General features: G+C 70.1%; 21 protein-coding genes. 6 read left to right on the top strand and 15 right to left on the bottom strand.

Annotation, left to right across the window (positions count from 1 at the left end):
* Positions 1-6: 6 nt before the first annotated feature.
* The 4 genes from frr to rpsB form a co-directional block, all read right to left on the bottom strand.
* A complete protein-coding gene (gene frr, locus ACFC1K_RS13355; RefSeq protein ID WP_045297881.1) occupies positions 7-561 on the bottom strand; it encodes a ribosome recycling factor in 555 nt (184 codons plus the stop codon).
* 52 nt (positions 562-613) lie between these two features.
* Complete coding sequence (pyrH, locus tag ACFC1K_RS13350) at positions 614-1333, bottom strand: UMP kinase (protein WP_045297882.1); 720 nt, start codon at positions 1331-1333, stop codon at positions 614-616.
* A gap of 84 nt (positions 1334-1417) precedes the next feature.
* Positions 1418-2245 carry a translation elongation factor Ts gene (gene tsf / locus ACFC1K_RS13345; RefSeq protein ID WP_375872001.1) on the bottom strand — a complete coding sequence of 276 codons (828 nt, stop codon included), beginning with the start codon at positions 2243-2245 and terminating at the stop codon, positions 1418-1420.
* A gap of 103 nt (positions 2246-2348) precedes the next feature.
* Positions 2349-3257, bottom strand: coding sequence for a 30S ribosomal protein S2 (gene rpsB, locus ACFC1K_RS13340; RefSeq protein WP_375872000.1), 909 nt, complete (start codon positions 3255-3257; stop codon positions 2349-2351).
* A gap of 473 nt (positions 3258-3730) precedes the next feature.
* On the opposite strand from rpsB, the gene ACFC1K_RS13335 reads away from it, so the two are divergent.
* Positions 3731-4171 carry a murein hydrolase activator EnvC family protein gene (locus tag ACFC1K_RS13335; RefSeq protein WP_375871999.1) on the top strand — a complete coding sequence of 147 codons (441 nt, stop codon included), beginning with the start codon at positions 3731-3733 and terminating at the stop codon, positions 4169-4171.
* A gap of 7 nt (positions 4172-4178) precedes the next feature.
* Here ACFC1K_RS13335 and ACFC1K_RS13330 read toward each other — a convergent pair whose 3' ends face one another.
* The 9 genes from ACFC1K_RS13330 to ACFC1K_RS13290 all read right to left on the bottom strand — a co-directional run bounded on the left by ACFC1K_RS13330 (position 4179) and on the right by ACFC1K_RS13290 (position 11305).
* Complete coding sequence (locus ACFC1K_RS13330) at positions 4179-5084, bottom strand: tyrosine recombinase XerC (protein ID WP_375871998.1); 906 nt, start codon at positions 5082-5084, stop codon at positions 4179-4181.
* Positions 5085-5156: 72 nt separating this feature from the next.
* Entirely contained in the window at positions 5157-6344 is a 1188-nt protein-coding gene (gene dprA / locus ACFC1K_RS13325) for a DNA-processing protein DprA (RefSeq protein ID WP_375871997.1), read from the bottom strand.
* Positions 6341-7864 (bottom strand): YifB family Mg chelatase-like AAA ATPase, encoded by a 1524-nt coding sequence (locus ACFC1K_RS13320; protein WP_375871996.1) that lies wholly within the window; start codon positions 7862-7864, stop codon positions 6341-6343. The genes dprA and ACFC1K_RS13320 overlap by 4 nt, the downstream gene beginning before the upstream one ends.
* The gene (locus ACFC1K_RS13315) at positions 7861-8229 is read right to left on the bottom strand and encodes a YraN family protein (protein WP_375871995.1); all 369 of its coding nucleotides are present in this window, start codon (positions 8227-8229) and stop codon (positions 7861-7863) included. Before ACFC1K_RS13315 ends, ACFC1K_RS13320 begins: the two co-directional genes overlap by 4 nt.
* Before the next feature lie 112 nt (positions 8230-8341).
* Entirely contained in the window at positions 8342-8665 is a 324-nt protein-coding gene (locus tag ACFC1K_RS13310; protein ID WP_045297888.1) for a DUF2469 family protein, read from the bottom strand.
* Between the two features lie 61 nt (positions 8666-8726).
* Positions 8727-9386 (bottom strand): ribonuclease HII, encoded by a 660-nt coding sequence (locus tag ACFC1K_RS13305; protein WP_310291205.1) that lies wholly within the window; start codon positions 9384-9386, stop codon positions 8727-8729.
* Complete coding sequence (gene lepB / locus ACFC1K_RS13300; RefSeq protein WP_375871994.1) at positions 9383-10159, bottom strand: signal peptidase I; 777 nt, start codon at positions 10157-10159, stop codon at positions 9383-9385. Before lepB ends, ACFC1K_RS13305 begins: the two co-directional genes overlap by 4 nt.
* Positions 10160-10291: 132 nt before the next feature.
* A complete protein-coding gene (gene rplS / locus ACFC1K_RS13295; protein WP_310291209.1) occupies positions 10292-10642 on the bottom strand; it encodes a 50S ribosomal protein L19 in 351 nt (116 codons plus the stop codon).
* A gap of 168 nt (positions 10643-10810) precedes the next feature.
* Entirely contained in the window at positions 10811-11305 is a 495-nt protein-coding gene (locus ACFC1K_RS13290) for an MFS transporter permease (protein WP_375871993.1), read from the bottom strand.
* Positions 11306-11424: 119 nt separating this feature from the next.
* On the opposite strand from ACFC1K_RS13290, the gene map reads away from it, so the two are divergent.
* On the top strand, positions 11425-12207 hold the full coding sequence (gene map / locus ACFC1K_RS13285) for a type I methionyl aminopeptidase (protein WP_310291215.1): 783 nt from the start codon (positions 11425-11427) through the stop codon (positions 12205-12207).
* 23 nt (positions 12208-12230) lie between these two features.
* Here map and glgX read toward each other — a convergent pair whose 3' ends face one another.
* Positions 12231-14432 carry a glycogen debranching protein GlgX gene (gene glgX / locus ACFC1K_RS13280; RefSeq protein ID WP_375871992.1) on the bottom strand — a complete coding sequence of 734 codons (2202 nt, stop codon included), beginning with the start codon at positions 14430-14432 and terminating at the stop codon, positions 12231-12233.
* A gap of 63 nt (positions 14433-14495) precedes the next feature.
* Positions 14496-15836: an aminotransferase class V-fold PLP-dependent enzyme gene (locus tag ACFC1K_RS13275; RefSeq protein WP_375871991.1), complete on the bottom strand. Its 1341-nt coding sequence runs from the start codon at positions 15834-15836 to the stop codon at positions 14496-14498.
* 377 nt (positions 15837-16213) lie between these two features.
* Between ACFC1K_RS13275 and nirB the strand changes: the two genes are divergently transcribed.
* From nirB to ACFC1K_RS13255, 4 genes are read left to right on the top strand one after another with little or no spacing between them, the layout of a single operon-like run.
* Positions 16214-18793 carry a nitrite reductase large subunit NirB gene (nirB, locus tag ACFC1K_RS13270; RefSeq protein WP_375871990.1) on the top strand — a complete coding sequence of 860 codons (2580 nt, stop codon included), beginning with the start codon at positions 16214-16216 and terminating at the stop codon, positions 18791-18793.
* Positions 18790-19188: a nitrite reductase small subunit NirD gene (gene nirD, locus ACFC1K_RS13265; protein WP_375871989.1), complete on the top strand. Its 399-nt coding sequence runs from the start codon at positions 18790-18792 to the stop codon at positions 19186-19188. Before nirB ends, nirD begins: the two co-directional genes overlap by 4 nt.
* On the top strand, positions 19185-19958 hold the full coding sequence (gene cobA, locus ACFC1K_RS13260) for a uroporphyrinogen-III C-methyltransferase (protein ID WP_375871988.1): 774 nt from the start codon (positions 19185-19187) through the stop codon (positions 19956-19958). The genes nirD and cobA overlap by 4 nt, the downstream gene beginning before the upstream one ends.
* The gene (locus ACFC1K_RS13255; protein WP_375871987.1) at positions 19955-21091 is read left to right on the top strand and encodes a uroporphyrinogen-III synthase; all 1137 of its coding nucleotides are present in this window, start codon (positions 19955-19957) and stop codon (positions 21089-21091) included. The genes cobA and ACFC1K_RS13255 overlap by 4 nt, the downstream gene beginning before the upstream one ends.
* The last annotated feature ends 37 nt before the right edge of the window (positions 21092-21128 follow it).

Genomic DNA, 21128 nt, shown 5'->3' with positions numbered 1-21128 from the left:
CAGACCTCAGACCTCGAGGAGCTCGGCCTCTTTGCGCTTGAGCGCCTCGTCGATCGCGTCGACGTGCGCGCGCGTGAGCGCGTCGAGCTCCTTCTCGCCGCGAGCGAGCTCGTCCTCGCCGACCTCGCCCTTCAGCGCGTCGATGTCGTCCTTCGCCTTGCGACGGATGCCGCGCACGTGGACCTTCGCGTCCTCGCCCTTGGTGCGCGTGAGCTTCACGTACTCCTTGCGGCGCTCCTCGGTGAGCTCGGGCATCGTGACGCGCACGAGGTTGCCGTCGTTCGTCGGGTTCACACCGAGGTTCGGGATGTCGCGGATCGCCTGCTCGATCGCCTTCAACGCCGATTTGTCGTACGGCGTGATGAGGAGCGTGCGCGCCTCGGGGTTGTTGATCGACGCGAGCTGCGCGAGCGGCGTCGGGCTGCCGTAGTAGTCGACGAGGACCTTCTGGAACAGCTGCGGGTTCGCGCGTCCGGTGCGCACCGTGGCGAAGTCCTCCTTCGCAGCCTCGACGGCGCGGTCCATGCGCACTCCGGCATCGGCCAAGACGTCCGCGATCACAGTGTCTCCTTCGCGTAGATGGGGCTGGTCAAGTCTATCGACGCGGGGCGCGTCACGCCGTGACCAGCGTGCCGATGGTGTCGCCCAGCAGAGCCTTCGTCACGTTGCCCGCGGGCTCCATGCCGAACACGCGCATGTCCATGCGGTTGTCCATGCAGAGGCTGAACGCGGTCGAGTCGACGACCTTGAGACCCCGCTGCAACGCGTCGAGATACGTGATGCGATCGATCAGGGTGGCTGAGGCATCCTTCTTCGGATCCGCGGTGTACACCCCGTCGACGCCGTTCTTCGCGACGAGCACCTCCTGCGCGTCGATCTCGAGAGCGCGCTGGGCGGCGACCGTATCCGTGGAGAAGTACGGCAGGCCGGCGCCGGCGCCGAAAATGACCACGCGGCCCTTCTCCATGTGCCGCTCGGCGCGACGCGGGATGTAGGGCTCGGCGACCTGTGTCATCGAGATCGCGGACTGCACGCGCGTCGCGGCGCCTGCCTGCTCGAGGAAATCCTGCAGGGCGAGGGCGTTCATGACGGTGCCCAGCATGCCCATGTAATCGGCGCGGCCACGGTCCATGCCGCGCTGGCTGAGTTCGGCCCCGCGGAAGAAGTTGCCGCCGCCGACGACGATCGCGATCTCGACGCGGTCGACAGCGGCCGCGATCTCCTGGGCGATCTGACTGACCACGTCGGGGTTCACACCCAGCTGGCCTCCGCCGAACGCTTCGCCGGACAGCTTCAGAAGGACGCGGCGGCGCCCCGTGTTCTCGTTGATCACTGTGGTCCTCTCGTCTACCACAAACTACCGAAGGGCATGAGAAAAGGCCCGCATCGGCTTGCCGATGCGGGCCTTCTCAGAAGGTCAGGCGCCGACCTTGTAGCGGGCGAAGCCCGTCAGGGTCAGACCGGCGTCCTTCGCGACCTGCGCGACCGACTGCTTGTTGTCCTTCGCGTAGTCCTGGTCGAGCAGCGAGACCTGCTTGAAGAACGCGTTGACGCGGCCCTCGACGATCTTCGGAAGGGCGGCCTCGGGCTTGCCCTCGTTGCGGGAGATCTCGGTGACGATCTCGCGCTCCTTCTCGACCTCGGCCTCGGGGACCTCGTCGCGCGACAGGTACGACGGGTTCGCGAACGAGATGTGCTGTGCGAGGCTGCGCGCCGTCTCGGCGTCGTCGCCCGAGTAGGCGAGGACGACACCGACCTGCGGCGGCAGGTCCTTGCTGGTCTTGTGGAGGTAGATCTCGAACTTGTCGCCCGAGAGCGTGCTCACGCGACGCAGCTCGACCTTCTCGCCGATGATCGCGGCCTCGTCAGAGATGAGCTCCGCGACAGTCTGGCTGCCGGCGGACGCGGCGAGGGCGGCCTCGGCCGAGTCGGCGTGGGCAGCCGCGGCAGCGTCGAGGACCTTCTCCGCGAGCGCGATGAAGCGGTCGTTCTTCGCGACGAAGTCGGTCTCGGTGTTGAGCTCGATGATCGTGACCTGACCGTCGACCTCCTTGGCCGCGACCAGACCCTCGCTCGTGGAGCGGTCGGCGCGCTTGGCGTTGCCCTTCGCACCCTTGAGGCGCAGGATCTCGACGGCCTTCTCGAGGTCGCCGTCGGCCTCCTCGAGCGCCTTCTTGGTGTCGACCATGCCCGTGCCGAGCTGCTCGCGCAGCGTCTTGATGTCAGCGATCGTGAAGTTTGCCATGGGTGGCTGCTCCTTGAATTGGTGAGTTCTCGTGGATGCCTCGGCGGGACCGTCCGGACCGTTCGATCTGGGCGATCCCGCCGAGGCGGAGTGTGTGTGAGCCTTACTCGGCGGAGGTCGCCTCAGGGGCCTCAGCGACCTCGGCGGCTTCGACAGCCTCAGCGGCCTCGGCGCCCGCCTCGTCGGCGGCCGACTCGGTCGCGATGGTCTCGACCTCGGCGACGTCGGTCACCACGGCCTCGTCGGAGGGCGCAGGCTGCTCGAGCAGCTCGCGCTCCCAGTCGGCGAGGGGCTCCGCGTCAGCGGTCTCGTCGGTGGGCTGGTGGCGCTGGATCAGGCCCTCGGCGGCGGCGTCGGCGATGATGCGGGTGAGCAGGCCCACCGAGCGGATCGCGTCGTCGTTGCCGGGGATCGGGTACTGGAACTCGTCCGGGTCGGCGTTGGTGTCGAGGATGCCGATCACCGGGATGCCGAGCTTGGACGCCTCGTCGATGGCGAGGTGCTCGCGCTTGGCGTCGACGACCCAGATGGCCGAGGGGGTCTTCTGGAGGTTGCGGATGCCGCCCAGCGACTTGTGGAGCTTGTCGAGCTCGCGCTTCTTGAGGAGGAGCTCCTTCTTGGTGAAGCCGCTCGCTGCCGGGTCCTCGAAGTCGAGCTCCTCGAGCTCCTTCATGCGCGCGAGACGCTTCGACACGGTCGAGAAGTTGGTGAGCAGACCGCCGAGCCAGCGCTGGTTGACGTAGGGCTGGCCCACGCGGGTCGCCTGCTCGGCGATGACTTCCTGCGCCTGCTTCTTGGTGCCGACGAAGAGGACGGTGCCGCCGTGGGCGACCGTCTCCTTGACGAACTCGTACGCCTTGTCGATGTACGTCAGCGACTGCTGCAGGTCGATGATGTGGATGCCGCTGCGCTCCGTGAGGATGAAGCGCTTGACCTTCGGGTTCCACCGGCGGGTCTGGTGTCCGAAGTGGACGCCGCTGTCGAGCAGCTGGCGAATGGTGACGACGGCCATGGCCGTTCTCCTGTTCCGGCGCGTGCGCGCCTGTTGCGGTTGTTCTCGCGCCGGCTCGTGGCCGGCGTGGCCTGGTGCCCGGCTCATTCCCGCCTCGCGCTCGCTCGGAAGCGTTCGCCAGGACCGTTGGGGATGGATGCCGCGCCGCACCCTTCGTCAGACTCGGGGCTTGCGGCGCTATGGGCACGCGGAGTCACTCCGACATGCGGAGTGCACAGTCAGTGTATCAGGAGCGGCCGGGCCGCTCCTCCTCCCCCGGCGGCCGAATGCGCGGCTTCTCCACGGGTGTCGGTGCCACAGATCCACCGCGTTCACCGCATGGTCACGGTGGGATCATGTCGCGATCGGTCCCCACCAGCCAACGCCGATTTCGTTGCGGGTCGCGCCGTCGTGTCGTGGGCGCGATCGCCCTCAGCGTCCTTCTTGCGGCCGCACCCGCTGCAGCACGGGCCGCCGTCCGTCAGCCTGAGCCTGTGCCGCTCGCCGACGGCGGGGCGGTGTCGCTCGCACGGGACTGGGCCTGGCCGGTGCAGTCGTTCCGGCTCGTGCGCCCCTTCATCGCACCGCCGCACGAGTATGGACCAGGCCATCGGGGAATCGACCTGCTGCCCTCAGGAGACGGCGAGGTGCGCGCCCCGGCGCCGGGCGTGGTGGCGTTCGCCGGACAGGTCGCAGGGCGCGGAGTGATCACCGTGGACCATGGCGACGGACTGGTGTCGACACTCGAGCCGGTCGACCCCGGACTCCCCGTCGGGACGCTGGTCGAACGATCCACTCCCCTGGGCACGATCTCGGCCGGAGGACACGCTGAGCCCGGCGCTGTGCATTTCGGCGTCCGGCTGGACGGTGCGTACATCAACCCGCTCGTGCTGCTGGGCGGAGTGCCGCGGGCCGTGCTCCTCCCCTGCTGCTAGCCGCCCTTCAGGCCCGCGGGTGCGCGAGGCGGTAGGAGGCAGCCAGTCGCTCGCTCGACACGTGCGTGTAGATCTGCGTGGTCCCGAGGCTCGCATGGCCCAGCATCTCCTGGACGGCGCGGAGGTCTGCGCCGCCGTCGAGGAGGTGGGTCGCCGCCGAGTGACGCAGCGCGTGCGGTCCCACCTGCGCCCCGAGCTCGGGCCCGAGTTCGCGCGACACGAGGTCGTACACCGCACGAGCGCCGATCCGACCGCCCCGGGCACCGAGGAACAGAGCCGGCATGGGCAGGTCGTCCGCGCGTCTGGCGAGGAGCGACGGTCGGCCGCGAACGATGTAGGCGTCGACCGCCCGGAGCGCCGGCACCCCGAACGGCACGACCCTCTCCTTCGAGCCCTTTCCGAGGACGCGAGCAGTGCGTCTGTCGCGGTCGAGGTCGTCGACGTCGAGCCCGCAGAGCTCGGAGACACGGACGGCAGCTCCGTACAGCAGCTCGAGGATGGCGTGATCGCGCAACGCGACCGGGTCGCCCTCGGCGGCGGCGGATGCCAGCCGGTCGAGCACCCCGCTGAGGGTGTCCGCTGTCGCGACCTTGGGAAGCGTCTTGCCGCGCTTCGGTGCGACCAGGCGAAGGCTCGGGTCGACGGGGATCGCGCCGGTCTCGGTCGCCCAGGCGAAGAGGCCTCGGACGGCCGCCGTGCGCCGCGCGATCGTGGCGCGGCTGTCGCCGCGCTGGACGGCGTGCCAGAGCCAGTCGCGGAGGTTCTCGAGATCGATGGCGACCAGGTCGATGCCGCCGCAGGCGGTGGCGAGTCCTTCCAGATCGGAGCGATAAGCCCGCACAGTCGCCGGAGACAGGCGGCGCACCTCCGCGAGGTGGCGCAGGTAAGCCGCCGCTGCCTCGTGGATATCCATGCGTCCAGCTTGCGCCCGCGCATGCACGCGGCGGTGTTGCGACGCACCCGAAGACGCTCCGCCATCCGTCGATCACGCTCCGACCCGTGGCAGCCGCCAGCCCTCGATCCCCGACTCGACCGCTCCATCGAGCGCCAGCAGCCCGAGGATCCCCTCCACGACGTCGGCCGCCATCCCCGCCCGTCGGGCGATCGCGCAGGCATCCCGCCACACACGGGTGCTCATGGCATCCTTCACACGGGTCGCGTCCCCGGTGTACGTCCCGCCGACGGAGGGGGCGGCATCCATCGCCCCTCCCATCCCGAGCAGCTCGCGGACGTCATCCGCACTCGTGATGCACTGGGCGCCGTACTCCCGGATGAGCCGGTGCGTGCCTGCCGACGTCGCGGATGTGATCTGGCCGGGGACGGCGCCGAGCGGGCGCGACAACGTCGCCGCATGGCCCGCGGTATTGAGCGATCCGCTGCGCCAGCCGGCCTCCACGACCACCGTGGCGGCCGAGAGGGCGGCGATCAGCCGGTTCCGCTGCAGGAAGCGCCACTTCGTCGGCGCCGAGCCGCACGCCACCTCGCTCACCACGACACCTCGTCGCGCGACGTCGTCGATCAGCTGAGTGTGGCCCGCGGGATACGCGCGGTCGGCACCGCCCGCGAGCAGCGCGACGGTGAGTCCGCCGGCGAGAAGGGCCGCCCGGTGCGCTGCGCCGTCGATGCCGTAGGCGCCGCCCGACACCACGGCGATGCCGCTGCCCGCCAGGTCGGCGGCGAGCTCCCTCGCCACGTGGTCGCCGTAGTGGGAGGCGGCCCTGGCGCCGACGATCGCGACCGATGCCTCGAGCCGGCGCAGCGCCGAGGCATCACCGCGCACCCACAGGCACAGGGGGGCATGCGCGCCGAGGTCGTCGAGCTGGGTCGGCCAGTCCGGATCGCCGCGCGTGAGCAGCGTCACGCCCCGTGCCGCCGCTGCGGCCAGTGATTCGGCCACCGCGCCCGCCGACAGTCGCGGAAGCCAGCGCTTGCGCCCTTCGGCGAGCTCCTTCGGCGTGAGTTCGGACAGCTCCGCGCCCCCCAGCACGGCTTCCAGCGCCGCGACGGGGCCGCGCGCGCCGATGATGCGGCCGGCGACGGAGTCGCCCGGCTCGATGAGCTGGCACCAGACAGCCGTTGCATACCGAGTCCGGCCCTCATCCGCGTCGTACTCGATGCCCGCGGGCGACAACGCCCGTCGGGCGGCGCCGGCGCTCAGGTCGAACGCGATCACAGTGCGATCCCCTTCTTCAGGTAGAGGGCGCGCCCGACATGCTCCGCCCCGAGCTGGGCGCGGCCCTCGATATCGGCCAACGACCATGCGACGCGCAAGACCCGGTCGTACGCCCGCAGGGTGAGCGATCCGCGGTGGAGTGCGGCGTCGAGCGGGCGTCGGACGACCGGGGACGGCGCGGCCGGTCCCTCGCGCAGCCACGCTCCCGGCACGTCGGCGTTCACCTTCCACGGCGTCTCGGCGAGGCGGTGGCTCGCGCGTGCCCGCGCATCGGCGACCTGCGCTCGCGCGCTCTCGGTAGAGACCGTCGGCCCGGTGCCGCGTTGCGCCACAGCGACGCGCGTCAGCGTCAGCTCGATGTCCATGCGGTCCAGGAGCGGTCCGGACAGCCGGCCGAGATAACGGCGGATCGCGGCCGGTGGACACGTGCACGTGCCGCCGCGGATGCCGTAGTCGCCGCACGGGCACGGGTTCGTGGCGAGCACGAGTTGGAACCGGGCCGGATACTCGGCGTGCGCGCCCGCGCGGTCGATCGTGATGGCGCCGGACTCGAGGGGCTGCCGCAAGGCGTCCAGCGCACTTGCTGCGAACTCGCCGGCCTCGTCCAGGAACAGCACACCCTCGCTCGCGCGCGCGATCGCCCCCGGGCGCACCACTCGGGAACCGCCGCCGACCAGCGCGGCGACGCTCGCACTGTGGTGAGGGGCGACGAACGGCGGGGTGCGCGAGAGCTCGACCACCCGGGAGCCGGCGAGGCTCCGGATCGATGCCGCCGCCAGCGCCGCACGGTCGTCGAGTTCGGGAAGTATTCCGGGCAGTCTCCGTGCGAGCATCGTCTTGCCCGCCCCTGGCGGCCCGCACATCAGCAGGTGATGACCGCCCGCCGCTGCGACCACGAGCGCCTCGACGGCGTCGCGCTGGCCGATCACCTCCGCGAGATCCAGCGAGGGCTCGGCCGCCTCCTCGTCGTCCGGGAGCGCGACCGGTTCGTCGTCGGAGACTTCGACGTCGCCGCCGTGCCAGGCGATCACCTGCGCGAGGTTGACGGCGGCGAGGACCTCGACGCCGTCGACGAGCGAGGCCTCGGGGCCGTTCGCGTGGGGAACGACGACGCGTCGATGCCCGGCCCGCCGTGCGGCCACCACGGCCGGAAGGACGCCTGGCACCGGCCGGAGGCGCCCGTCGAGCCCGAGCTCGCCGATGTGGACCGCCGACGCGACTGAGGCCGCATCCATGGAGGTCTCGGTGGCGAGAGACGCGACGGCGATCGCGACGTCGAATCCGGAGCCCTGCTTGGGCAGACTCGCGGGCGAGAGATTGACCGTGAGTCGTCGTCGCGTGAGCGGCGTGCCGGTGTTGGCGCAGGCGTTGTGCACGCGCTGGACCGACTCGCCGAGAGCTTTGTCGGGAAGCCCGATGATGCGGAAGTCCGGCTGCTGATTCGAGAGGTCCGCCTCGACCTCGACGCATTCGCCCTCGGCCCCGACGAGGGCGACGGCCCAGGTGCGTGCGACCTTCACGGCACCTCCACGTCGACGAGGTGCTCCAAGCGCGCGGTGCGAGGGTCGGCGCCGATGAGGCCGACCGCGTCGATGCGCAGCCGTCGTCCCTGCACGAGCTCGCGGTGTGCGCTCGCCCACGCGATCGAGAGGCGCCAGAGCCTTCCGCGCTTGCGTGCGTCGATCGCCTCGAACGGGTGCCCGAACCCCTCGTCACGCCGCGTCTTGACCTCGACGACGACCACTGCCGAGCGATCGGCCACCACGAGGTCGATCTCGCCGTCGCGGCATCGCCAATTGCGCACCAGGACGGTGAATCCCTGCGCCTCGAAGTACCGGGCGGCGCGGTCCTCGCCCGCCCGACCGAGGACATCTTTATCTGCCATTCCGGCATCGTCGCGCGCCCGTGCAGGCGCGCGGACGCGGGGCCGCGGCATCCGTTCAGAACTCGCGGTGAGTCCCGGAATCGGCAGGCTGGGGAGGAGGCGTCAGGCCCGCTCAGGTGTCGAGCGAGAGTTCCTCGGGGAGGTGGAAATCACGGCGCGAGAGCTCTTCGACGTTGACGTCCTTGAAGGTCAGCACGCGTACCGCCTTCACGAAACGGTCGGCGCGGTAGATGTCCCAGACCCACACGTCGGACATCGAGATCTCGAAGTAGAAATCGTGCTCGGTGTCGCGGCGTACGACGTTGACCTCGTTCGCGAGGTAGAAGCGCCGCTCCGTCTCGATCACGTACTGGAACTGCGAGACGACATCGCGGTACTCGCGGTACAGAGCGAGTTCGAGCTCGCGGTCGTAGTCTTCGAAGACCTCGTCATCCATGGTGAATCCATCCTATGGGCGCGAGCGGGTGCGGCGACCCGCCTGCGCGTGTGGCGAACGCTCAGAACAGCGTCGGCGCCTCGGCGATCGACCACGAGGCCCGGTGGTGCCGGCTGATGCCGTGCGTGCGGATGGCTTCACGATGGTCGGGGCTGGCGTAGCCCTTGTTGCGCGCCCAGTTGTACTCCGGGAGCTCGTCATGCAGCTCGGTCATGAGGCGGTCGCGCGCGACCTTGGCGATGACCGATGCCGCAGCCGCCGAGGCGCAGTCGCGGTCGGCCTTGATCACCGGGCGCACGGTGAGTCCCCACTCACCGGCTGGGCGGATGTAGTCGTAGTTGCCGTCGAGGATGACGATGGCGTCCTCCGGCACGACGCCGTGCGCGCGGAGATCCGCGATGGCGCGGATCGAGGCGAGCCCGAGGGCGCGCATGATGCCGATCTCGTCGATCTCCTCGGAGCTTGCCCACCCGACGGCGCTTGCGGCGACCCACGATGCCGCGCGTGCCGCGACGTCGGCGCGCTTCGGTTCGGGGACGAGCTTCGAGTCACGCAGTCCCTGCGGAATGCGTTTGCGCGATCGCGGGGCGTCCACGACTGCCGCGCCGACCGCGACCGGACCCGCCAATGCGCCTCGCCCCACCTCGTCGCACGCGATGACGAGCGTGTGCTCGCGCAGGAGCCGTCGCTCGAGCGTGAGGCGGGGCTCGGCGACGGTCACTTCGCGCCGCCCTCCGGCTCCGCGTCGGGAACCCCGGCGAACACGTCGTGGTGGAAGTCCAGCAGGCCGAACCGGTCGAACGGCCACGTCACGAGGAACGCACGGCCGACGAGGTTGTCGATGGGCACGAAGCCCTTGCCGGGCTGATCCGTGTTGTACCGCGAGTCCTTCGAGCGGTAGCGGTTGTCGCCGAGCACCCAGAGGCTGCCCTCGGGGACCGTCACGTCGAAGGGGTCGCCCGAAGCGGCGGTCTCCCCGGCCGGCAGCTTGAGGTACGCGCTCTCGTCGATGGGCACATCGTTGACAGTGATCTGCCCGATGGCGTTGCAGCACACGACGTGGTCGCCGGGAACCCCGATGATGCGCTTCACGAGATGGTCGTCGCTGTCGGGCGCCGCGAGGCCGACGAGGGACAGCACCCACTCGACGCCCTCGACGATCGGAGGACGCGCGGGGGCCGTGCTGGGCGGCAGCCATCCGCCCGGATCCTGGAACACGACGATGTCGCCGCGCTCGTAACCGCCGAATCGCGGCGTGATCTCGTCGACGAGGATGCGGTCCTTGACGTGGAGGGTGTCCTCCATCGACCCCGAGGGGATGTAGAACGACCGCACGAGGAACGTCTTCACCACGAGCGAGACGAGGACGGCGATCAGGATGATCACGACGACATCGCGAAGGAACACCAGCCAGCCCCGACGACGCGGCTGAATGGTCGCAGCGGGCTCGGGCCCGGGCGCCGGCTCGGCCGGAGCCGACTTCTCGGTCGTCATGAGTTCCTTCGCGGGTGCCGACGGTCGCGGCGGCCCGCCTTCAAGGGTCGCACATTCCGGCCCTTCCGGAGTACGGACGAAGCCCCGGGCCTGGTCGGTCCGGGGCTTCGTGACAGCGCTGCAGGGAGAGCGTCAGTTGCTCTCGCGCTTCTCCTTGATCTTGGCCTTCTTGCCACGGAGGTTGCGCAGGTAGTAGAGCTTCGCGCGACGCACGTCACCACGGGTCACGACCTCGATGTGGTCGATGACCGGGGAGTGCACCGGGAAGGTGCGCTCGACGCCGACCTGGAAGCTGATCTTGCGGACCGTGAAGGTCTCGCGAACGCTGTCGCCGGAGCGGCCGATGACGACGCCCTGGAAGACCTGGATACGCGAGCGGTTGCCCTCGGTGATGTTGACGTGCACCTTCACGGTGTCGCCGGCGTTGAAGGCGGGGATGTCGGAGCGGAGTGAAGCCGCGTCGACGGCGTCGAGGATCTGCATGATCGTCTCTCTCTGCGGCCGCCACAGGTCGACCGCGGGAAGGATGGTAAAGGACTGAGTGTGCCGCAGGCCTTCGGCGTGACGCCGTCCAGCTGGTTCCCCTGAGGCAGAACCGGTCAGGGCACAAACAACCATTCTGCCATGGATGCCGCACCCGGCCAAACCGCGTCAGCTCGCGGGTGGACTCTGCTTCTCCGAGATGACGATGACCTCGCGCGGAGCAGCCTCCGGCGCGTCGGTCTCCGCGGGGATGTAGGCGAGGCCCTCGGAGGTGTGCAGGACGAATCGCGAGGGCCGCGCCTCGCTCCACAGCTGCCACAGCTCGAGCCAGAAGAGGCCGACGCCCGCGAGGATCGCCACCACCATGACGGGCGCCCACCACGCCTCGGCGAAGAAGCCGAGCGAGATGACGAGCAGGTGCCACACCGTGAACCCGAGCACGTCCCACCACGAGACGGCGCGGTGAGCCCGCACGGTTCCGCGCGCCCGCACCAGCACGGTGAGGAGCAGCTGCCACAGGAAGACGCCCGGGATGGCGAGGAACAGCACCCAGAGGAACGCCCAGCCGCCCGCGTTGAAGACGGCCCATCCGACCAGGAGCCACAGCGGCAGCAGGAAGGCCGCCGGGATCAGCCAGCCGAAGAATGCGCGACGCAGCCACATGTCACTGATGCTACGCCCGCACACGTCCCCGGTGGTCCGCTTCAGCGTGCCGCGGAGCATCCTCCCAGCCCCGCGCCGACGGGTCAGACAGAATGGAGGAGAACGAGAGGATCCCCTACATGATCGAGTTGCGCACGCCTGCCGAGATCGAGGCGATGAAGCCCGCAGGGCGATTCGTCGCCGAGACCCTCGCGACGCTGCGCGACGAGACCAAGGTGGGCACGAACCTCCTGGCGATCGACCGTCGCGCGCACGACCTCATCCGCCGAGCCGGCGCCGAGTCGTGCTACATCGACTACCACCCGTCGTTCGGCGCCCGCCCCTTCGGGAAGGTCATCTGCACCTCGGTGAACGACGCCGTCCTGCATGGACTCCCCTTCGACTACGCTCTGCGCGACGGCGACCTCGTCTCGCTCGACTTCGCGGTCTCGGTGGACGGCTGGGTGGCAGATTCCGCCGTCTCGTTCGTCGTGGGCACCCCGCGGGACGAGGACCTCGCGCTCATCGACACGACCGAGCGTGCGCTGGCCGCCGCCATCGGCGCGGCGACGGTGGGCAACCGCATCGGCGACATCTCCGCGTCGATCGCCGCGGTCGCGCACGCCGACGGCTACGCCATCAACACCGACTTCGGCGGTCACGGCGTCGGCAGGATCATGCACGGCGACCCGCACGTGCCCAACGACGGCAAGGCCGGACGCGGCTACCCGCTCCGCGCGGGCCTCGTGGTCGCGCTCGAGCCGTGGTTCCTGCAGACCACCGACGAGCTCGTGACCGACCCGGACGGCTGGACTCTGCGCTCGGTCGACGGATCCCGTGGCGCCCACGCCGAGCACACCGTCGCGATCACCGAGGACGGCCCCATCGTCCTCACCGACCGGTCCTGGCTCGGCGTCGCCTGATTCGGTCCACCTGACCGGTCCGGTCAGGTGCGCAGCTCCGCGCGGGGCGCATGCGCGGGCGTCCCTGCGCCGGCGAGGGCGGCGAGCGATGCCGCCACCGAATGATCGACCTCGCGCTCGACCCGCGGGTGCTCGCTCAGCACGATGAGCGACTTCGCCGCGAGGCGCAGGATGTCGCCCGGCTCGATGAGCGCCGAGTCTGCGCGCTCCCCCGCCGTGTCGATGACGACCTCCCAGTCGGGGCTGAACTCGACCACCGGGATGCGGAAGTCGATGATGTCGTCGCCGGCATTGAACAGGACGATGAAGTGGCGGTCGCGGATCGGTTCGCCGCGCCGGTCCTTCTCGCGGATGCCCTGACCGTTCAGGAAGACGCCGACCGCTCGCCCGAAGCCGGACTCCCAGTCGTCCGGCTGCATGAGCGTCCCGTCGGGGCGGAGCCACGCGATGTCCTGGATCGGAACGCCGGCGTCGCGGCGCACCGGACGGCCCTCGAAGAAGCGCCGACGGCGGAACGTGGGGTGGTCGCGCCGCAGCCGGCTCATCGCCGCCGTGAATTCGAGCAGCGGGCGGTCCGCAGCATCCCAGTCGATCCACGTGGTCTCGTTGTCCTGCGCGTAGCCGTTGTTGTTCCCCTGCTGCGTGCGGCCGAGCTCGTCGCCGTGCAGAAGCATGGGAACGCCCTGGCTGAGCATGAGCGTCGCGATGAAGTTGCGCTGCTGGCGGGCGCGCATCGTCAGCACCGCGGGGTCGTCGGTGGGGCCTTCGACGCCGAAGTTGTCGGAGCGGTTGTCGTCGGCCCCGTCGCGGCCGTCCTCTCCGTTGGCGTCGTTGTGCTTCTCGTTGTACGACACGAGATCGCGCAGCGTGAACCCGTCGTGGGCCGTGACGAAGTTGACGGATGCCACGGGCCGGCGCCCGGAGTGCTCGTACAGGTCGCTCGACCCGGTGAGCCGTGAGGCGAACTCGCCGAGCGCCTGCGGCTCACCGCGCCAGAAGTCGCGGACGGTGTCGCGGTACTTGCCGTTCCACTCGGTCCACTGGGGTGGGAAGTTTCCCACCTGGTAGCCGCCGGGACCGACGTCCCACGGCTCGGCGATGAGCTTCACCTGCGAGACCACGGGGTCCTGCTGGACGAGTTCGAAGAAGGTCGACAGGCGGTCGACGTCGTAGAACTCGCGCGCCAGGGCGGAGGCGAGGTCGAAGCGGAACCCGTCGACGTGCATCTCGAGCACCCAGTACCGCAGCGAGTCCATGAGCAGCTGCAGCGAGTGCGGGTTGCGCACGTTGAGGCTGTTGCCGGTGCCCGTGTAATCGGTGTAGTAGCGCTTGTCATCGTCGAGCTTGTAGTACGCGGCGTTGTCGATGCCCCGCATCGAGAGCGTCGGCCCGAGGTGATTGCCTTCGGCGGTGTGGTTGTAGACGACGTCGAGGATCACCTCGATGCCCGCGGCGTGCAGTGCGCGCACCATTCCCTTGAACTCCTGCACCTGCTGACCGCGGTCGCCGGTCGCGGCGTAGCGGTTGTGGGGGGCGAAGTACGAGATCGAGTTGTAGCCCCAGTAGTTCGAGAGCCCTTTCTCCTTCAGCACCGCGTCGTCGACGAACTGGTGCACCGGCATCAGCTCGATCGCCGTCACGCCGAGTTTCGTGAGGTGCTCGATGATCGCCGGATGCGCGACGGCGCTGTAGGTGCCGCGCATGTCCTCCGGGATCGCGGGGTGGCGCTCGGTGAGTCCGCGGACGTGCGCCTCGTAGATGAGCGTCTCGGAGTACGGCGTCCCCGGCCGGCGGTCGCCCGCCCAGTCGAAGAAGGGATTGACGACGACGCCCTTGATCATGTCGGCGGCGGAGTCGTCGTCGTTGCGCGAGTCGGGATCCCCGAACGTGTAGCCGTAGACCGACTGCCCCCACGTGACCGCGCCTTCGACCGCCTTCGCGTACGGGTCGAGGAGCAGCTTGGCGGGGTTGAAGCGCAGGCCGTTCGCGGGATCGTAGGGGCCGTGGACGCGATAGCCGTATCGCTGGCCGGGCTGGATGTTCGGCACGTACGTGTGCCACACGAACGCGTCGACCTCCACGAGGTCGAGGCGGGTCTCGGCGCCGCGCTCGCCGAACAGGCAGAGTTCGACGCGCTCGGCGCCCTCGCTGAACAGCGCGAAGTTCGTGCCGCTCCCGTCGAACGTCGCTCCGAGCGGATATGCCGATCCCGGCCAGGTGTGCACGAATCTTCTCCTCGCCGTCGGGTCGGTACACCCTATCGGAGCAGGGTCGACGAACTGCGGAGCTCACACGCGTCCAGCGATCTCGTTGACCGCCTGCGAAGCGCCCTCGAGCGTCGGAGCGACGGCGAACCGCTCGGGCGCATCGACCGCCTGCCGGACGGCGTCGACGACGCGGTCGACGTCTTCGGGGGTGTTGTAGAGGGTGAAGCTCACGCGGCAGCTCGCGGGGGGATCGATCCCCAGGTCGTGGTGCGCGAGCGTCGCGCAATGACAGCCGGCGCGCGACTCGACGCCCTGCGCGTTGAGCGCCCGGGCGATGTCGAACGGCGAGTGCCCATCGACGTTGAACGCGACGAGCGGAGTCCGCTCCCTCCCCCGGGGCACGCCGTACACATTCAGTCCGTCGATGGCCCACAGTTCCTCCAACGCCTGTTGGGTGAGGGATGCCGCGTGCTCGGCGACGATCGCCATGGCGGCGTCCACGGCCGCAGAGTTGAGCGGGTCATCCGTGCGGAACCAGGCCCGCTCGGCATCTGCGCCGACCATGTCGACGATGAGGCGGAGCGTCTGCGCCGACGCGATCACCCCGAGGATGTTCGGGGTGCCGGCGGAGTGCTTCCACGGCAGCTCGTTGTACTCGACGCGGTCCGGGAAGACCCGCCCCTCGGCGATCATGTCGCCCCCGTACAGGAACGGCGGAAGCGATTCTCGAAGCGTCTCCTTCGCGTAGAGCACGCCGACTCCGAAGGGCGCGAGCAGCTTGTGGAAAGAGAACGCCGCGAAGTCGGCATCCATCGCCTGCACGTCCACGCGTGAGCTCGCGAACCGCTGGGCGGCGTCGACGAGGAGCAGCGCACCGCGGCGGCCGTCAGGCTGGGCGTACCCGCCCGCGTCCGCGATCGCGCGCACGCTGTCCAGCGGCGGCTTCGTCCCCAGGAAGTTCGACCCGCCCGTGCAGCACACGAGCTTCGTGCGGGCGTCCACCAGTGAGGCGAGGTGCTCCAGATCGAGCTCTCCGGTCTCATGGTCGAATCGCGCGAGCCGGCATTCCACCCGCCGGCCGAACCTCGGCAGGATCTCGCGGCACAGCGCATGCCAGGGGACGTAGTTCGAGTTGTGCTCCATGAGGGTCGTGACGACGTTGTCGCCGTCGCGGAAGTCGGCCATCAGCGAGTACATCGCGGCGTTGATCGCCTCCGTCGTGCTGCGGTGCATCGACAGCGTGCGTCTCGATGGCGCGTTGATCCACGCCGCGATGGTGTCGAAGGACGCCTCGAACATCTCGGTGGTCCGGATGGACGCATCGGACTGCCCGCGGTGGACGTTCTCGTACGTCTCCGACAGGTCGCGCAACAGCTCGAACACGGCGAGCGGAGGCTGAGTGCTCGCGGCATTGTTCGTCACGGTGCGGTCGCGGAGCGGGAACGCGAACTGAGAGCGGATCAGCTGGAGCTCGCGCGAAGCGAGGTTCCCATGCAGCAGAGAATCCTCCTCTTCACCCCGCGCGGCAAGAGCTTCCGGCCGGAGGGCCGCGCGCCCGCGGGCGCCCTACAGGTCGCAGCATCCTCTCCGCTCTTCTCACTTTCCCAGGCCGGCCGGTGTGATCGAAACGTTCGCTCGGGGTAACCGCCCGTGGTCCGGCGGTGAAACACCGCGCTCGTAGCGTCAGCGTCACCGAGACGTCTGCCCCCCGAGGAGGAGCCATGGCCCACCGCGACCGTGTCAACAGCCGGAAACATGACGCTGACGCTGCTGCAACATCACCGGCGTACGGTGACGGCATGAGCGAGACCCCTGCCCTCGGCACCCACGTGGTGATCGTCGGCGCGGGCATGGTGGCGCACCGCTTCGTCGAGAGCCTGCTCAGCCGGGCCGGCGAAGAGTGGCGCATCACGCTCATCGGCGAAGAGGAGCGTCACCCCTACGACCGCGTCGGCCTCACCGGGTTCTTCGCCGGCGCCTCGCCCGAGGATCTCGAGCTCGAGCGCGCGGTGCTCGACGACGAGCGCGTGCGGTTCCTCCGCGGCGAGGCCGTCACCCGCATCGACCGTGCTGCGCGCCGCGTGACGACCCGCAGCGGCACGAGCCTCGCCTACGACCGGCTGATCCTTGCGACCGGCTCGTATGCCGCGAAGCTCGCCGTGGACGGCTTCGGTCTCGAAGGCTGCTTCGTCTACCGCACCCTCGACGACGTCGAGAAGCTCGAGCAGTTCGTCCAGCAGCGGTCGACCGAGCTCGGACGGCCCCTCGTCGGCACCGTGATCGGCGGCGGACTCCTCGGACTCGAGGCCGCAGGCGCCCTCCAGGGACTCGACGTCGACTGCACGGTGGTCCAGTCCTCCGACCGGCTCATGTCGGCGCAGCTCGACCTTCCCGCCGGCAACGCCCTGCGTCGACTCATCGAGTCGCGCGGCATCTCGGTGAAGACCGAAGCGGTCACCACACGCCTCGACCCCGACCGTTCGGGACAGGTGACGGGCCTCGAGTTCCGCGACGGCACGTACGCGCGCACCGACGTCGTGGTCTTCACCGTCGGCGTGCGCCCGCGCGACGAGCTGGCGCGAAACGCGGGCCTCGACGTGCACCCCCGCGGCGGCGTGCTGATCGACGCCGGCTGCCAGACCTCCGACCCCCGCGTGCTGGCGATCGGCGAGGTCGCCAACTACGACGGCATGTGCGTGGGACTGGTCGCACCCGGGTATGCGATGGCCGAAGTCGCCGCCACGCGACTGCTCGGCGGCGAGGCGTCGTTCCCCGGCTACGACCTGTCGACCAAGCTCAAGCTGTCGGGCGTCGACGTCGCCAGCTTCGGCGACGCGTTCGCCGAGACGCCGGGCGCACTCGACGTCACGTACGCCGACCCTGTGGCCGGCGTCTACAAGAAGCTCGTGCTGTCGGACGACGCGAAGACGCTGCTCGGCGGCATCCTCGTCGGCGACGCATCGGCCTACGGGTCGCTCCGGCCGCTCGTCGGCGGCGCGCTCGGCGGCGACCCCGCCGCCTACCTCATGCCCGAGTGCGGCGTCGCCGCGCCGACCGGCGACCTCCCCGACGAGGCGCTCGTGTGCTCGTGCAACAGCGTCACGGCGGGCGCGATCCGCCACGCGGTGCACGAGGAAGGCTGCACGGATGTCGCGGCCATCAAGTCCTGCACCAAGGCCGGGGCGGCATGCGGCTCGTGCGTGATGATGGTCAAGAAGATCGTGGGCACGGAGCTCGCGAAGTCCGGCGCGGCGCTCAGCAACGCCATCTGCGAGCACTTCGACATGTCGCGCCGCCAGCTGTTCGACGCTGTGCGCGTGTCGGGTCTCACCACGTTCAGCGCCGTCATCGAGCGCTTCGGCGCGGGGCGCGGCTGCGACATCTGCAAGCCCGCCCTCGCCAGCATCCTGTCGACGCTCGTGCGCGGCCACGTGCTCGAGGGCGAGAACGCCACCCTGCAGGACACCAACGACCACGTCATGGCGAACCTGCAGAAGGACGGCAGCTACTCGGTGGTCCCCCGCATCCCCGGCGGCGAGATCACGCCCGAGGGACTGCTCGTGATCGGCCAGGTCGCGAAGGACTTCGGCCTCTACACGAAGATCACCGGCGGACAGCGGATCGACATGTTCGGCGCGCGCCTGGAGCAGCTGCCCGAGATCTGGAAGCAGCTCGTGGACGCCGGATTCGAGTCGGGTCACGCCTACGGCAAGTCGCTGCGCACCGTGAAGTCGTGCGTCGGCTCGACCTGGTGCCGCTACGGCGTGCAGGACTCGGTCGGCATGGCGGTGCAGCTCGAGCTGCGCTACCGCGGGCTGCGCTCCCCGCACAAGATCAAGCTCGGCGTCTCGGGCTGCGCGCGCGAGTGCGCGGAGGCGCGCGGCAAGGACGTCGGCGTGATCGCCACCGAAGCGGGCTGGAACATGTACGTCGGCGGCAACGGCGGCTTCACGCCCCGCCACGCCGTGCTGCTCGCCGAGGGGCTCAACGACGACGAGCTCCTCACGGCGATCGACCGGTTCCTGATGTACTACATCTTCACCGCCGACCGCCTGCAGCGGACCGCGCCGTGGTTCGAGGACCTGGACGGCGGCATCGAGGGCCTCCGGGAGGTCATCTTCGAGGACAGCCTCGGCATCTGCGCCGACCTCGACGCCGCGATGGATGCCCACCTCGACTCATACGAGGACGAGTGGAAGGCGACGCTCGAGGATCCCGAGAAGCTGCGCCGCTTCGCGTCGTTCGTCAACGCCCCGACGACGCCCGACCCCTCGCTGGCCTACACCGCCGAGCGCGGCCAGCCCCGACCCGCCACCGAGGACGAGCGCGCCGACTCACGCGTGCTCATCGCCGGAACGACCCTGGAGGTGCGCCGATGACCCTCGTCGACCCGCAGACGGCCGAGTACACCGCTCCCGACGGCTGGGTGCGCGTCTGCGCGCTCGACGACCTCGAGATCGAGCGCGGCCGCGCCGCCCTCCTGGGCGGAACGCAGATCGCACTGTTCCTGCTCCACGGGCCCGGCGGCTCGACGGGCCGCGTCCACGCCGTCTCGAACCTCGACCCCTACAGCCACGCGCACGTCATCTCGCGCGGCATCGTCGGCACACGGCAGGACGTCCCCACGGTCGCCTCGCCGATGTACAAGCAGGTCTTCGATCTGCGCACCGGCGTCTGCCTCGACACACAGGGCAAGGAGCCGAAGAGCCTGCACGTCTGGCCGGTGGCCATCGACGACGGGCATGTCCTGGTCCGCTGGGAGGGCGAGCGATGACCGGGCGCGCGAACACCACCGTCGGGCGCGTCGACCTCATCGGCGGAGGCCCCGGTCCGATCGACCTGCTCACCCTGCGCGCGTGGCGCCTGCTGACGCGCGCGGAGGTCGTGGTGATGGACCGGCTCGGGCCGACCGACATCCGCGACCACGTCGGCCCCGACGTGGAGATCATCGATGTGGGCAAGCTCCCCGGCCACCACCCGGTGCCGCAGGACGAGATCAACGAGCTCCTCGTCGACCGCGCGCGTGCGGGCAAGCGGGTGGTGCGCCTCAAGGGAGGCGACCCGTTCGTCTTCGGACGCGGCGGCGAGGAGGTGGCGGCCTGTCTCGCCGCCGGCATCCCGGTCGACGTCGTGCCGGGCATCTCGAGCGCCGTCGCCGTGCCTCAGGCCGCCGGCATCCCGATCACCCATCGCGGTGTCGCGGGAGCGGTGCACATCATGAACGGACCGTCCGAGGTGACTGAGGCGACGCTCGCGGCCCTCCGCGACGACAGCGTCACGACGGTCATCCTGATGGGCGTCGGCGCACTGCCCCGCATCGTCTCGGACGCCCTCCACGCCGGCGTCCCCGCGGATCGCCCCGTCGCCATCGTCGAGCGAGGTCACCACCGCGACCAGCGCACGACGCGCAGTACCCTGGGGTCGGTCGTCGTCGATGCCGGCCTCGCCGGCGTGCGCAACCCCGCCGTCATCGTGGTCGGCGAGGTGGCCCGCGCCGGGCTGCTGCTTCCCGACCCCCAACTGGCAGGTGACATCGTCCTTTGAGCTCCACCCCACGCCCCACCCTCTCGGCCGCACTCGACGGCTGCACGATCGTCATCGCCGTCGATCGTCGCTCCTCGGAGCTGGCCGCAGCGCTCGAGCGTCATGGCGCTCAGGTGCGCCACGCTCCCGCGCTGACGATCGTGCCCCACATCGATGACGACGCCCTCATCGCCGCGACGCGCCAGCTGATCGCGCGGCAGCCCGACGTGGTCGTCGCGACGACCGGCGTGGGCTTCCGCGGCTGGATGGAGGCCGCCGACGAAGCCGGACTCCTCGACGACCTCCACGCCGCGTTGTCCCGCGCCCGGATCGTGGCGCGTGGCCCGAAAGCGCGCGGCGCGATCCAGCAGGCGGGTCTCACCGCCGACTGGGTGGCCGAGTCCGAGACCTCTGCCGAGCTGGGCGAGTACCTCCTCGCCGAGGGTGTCGCCGACCGGCGCGTGGCGGTTCAGCACCACGGCTCGGGCGCCGACGGCCTCGACGAGCTGTTCGAGGGCGCAGGCGCCGACGTGGTGAGCCTCACCGTGTATCGCTGGGGTCCTCCCCCGGACCCCGCCGCGGTCTCGCGCTCGGTCACCGCCGCCGCACAGGGCGAAGTCGACGCGGTGCTGTTCACGTCCGCCCCCGGCGCCGCCGAGTGGATCACCGCCGCACGGAACGAAGGCGTGATCGACGAGATCGTCGACCGTGAGGCGGAAGGACGCCTGCTCATGGCCGCCGTCGGACCCATCACCGCGGGCCCCCTCCAGGATGCGGGCCTCCAGCCGCTGATCGCCGAGCGGGGTCGCCTCGGCTCGCTGGTGCGTGCCGTCGTCACCCACTTCGGCGGGGGCGGCGCGGCGTCGCTGCCCACCTCTGCGGGGCGGCTCGAACTGCGCAGCACGGGCATCGTGCTGGACGGCCGGCACATCCCGCTGTCGCGCAGCGCCACCGATATCGTCGCCGCGCTTTTCGACGCCCAGGGTGGTGTCGTGTCGCGGCCTCGCCTGCAGGCGGCGTTGCCGCGGTCCGGCGAGAACACGCACGCCGTCGAGATGGCCGTCGCGCGGCTCCGCGAGTCGCTGGGCGTCCCCGACCTGGTGAAGACCGTGGTGAAGCGCGGCTACCGGCTCAACGTCATCGAACCCGCCTGACTCCTCCCCGGCGATTTCACCGGGGCCGCGGCATCCG

The organism is Microbacterium sp. NPDC056057 (assembly GCF_042266945.1).
In the GTDB taxonomy this organism is placed as follows: domain Bacteria; phylum Actinomycetota; class Actinomycetes; order Actinomycetales; family Microbacteriaceae; genus Microbacterium; species Microbacterium trichothecenolyticum_C.
This window is presented reverse-complemented; position numbering and strand designations above follow the sequence as displayed.

Excerpts from the sequence above, each read along its gene's own strand:
- tsf (WP_375872001.1), bottom strand. The coding sequence starts at position 2,245 with ATGGCAAACTTCACGATCGCTGACATCAAGACGCTGCGCGAGCAGCTC.
- rpsB (WP_375872000.1), bottom strand. The coding sequence starts at position 3,257 with ATGGCCGTCGTCACCATTCGCCAGCTGCTCGACAGCGGCGTCCACTTC.
- ACFC1K_RS13330 (WP_375871998.1), bottom strand. The coding sequence starts at position 5,084 with ATGGATATCCACGAGGCAGCGGCGGCTTACCTGCGCCACCTCGCGGAG.
- ACFC1K_RS13315 (WP_375871995.1), bottom strand. The coding sequence starts at position 8,229 with ATGGCAGATAAAGATGTCCTCGGTCGGGCGGGCGAGGACCGCGCCGCC.
- ACFC1K_RS13310 (WP_045297888.1), bottom strand. The coding sequence starts at position 8,665 with ATGGATGACGAGGTCTTCGAAGACTACGACCGCGAGCTCGAACTCGCT.
- lepB (WP_375871994.1), bottom strand. The coding sequence starts at position 10,159 with ATGACGACCGAGAAGTCGGCTCCGGCCGAGCCGGCGCCCGGGCCCGAG.
- rplS (WP_310291209.1), bottom strand. The coding sequence starts at position 10,642 with ATGCAGATCCTCGACGCCGTCGACGCGGCTTCACTCCGCTCCGACATC.
- ACFC1K_RS13290 (WP_375871993.1), bottom strand. The coding sequence starts at position 11,305 with ATGTGGCTGCGTCGCGCATTCTTCGGCTGGCTGATCCCGGCGGCCTTC.
- map (WP_310291215.1), top strand. The coding sequence starts at position 11,425 with ATGATCGAGTTGCGCACGCCTGCCGAGATCGAGGCGATGAAGCCCGCA.
- nirB (WP_375871990.1), top strand. The coding sequence starts at position 16,214 with ATGAGCGAGACCCCTGCCCTCGGCACCCACGTGGTGATCGTCGGCGCG.
- nirD (WP_375871989.1), top strand. The coding sequence starts at position 18,790 with ATGACCCTCGTCGACCCGCAGACGGCCGAGTACACCGCTCCCGACGGC.
- cobA (WP_375871988.1), top strand. The coding sequence starts at position 19,185 with ATGACCGGGCGCGCGAACACCACCGTCGGGCGCGTCGACCTCATCGGC.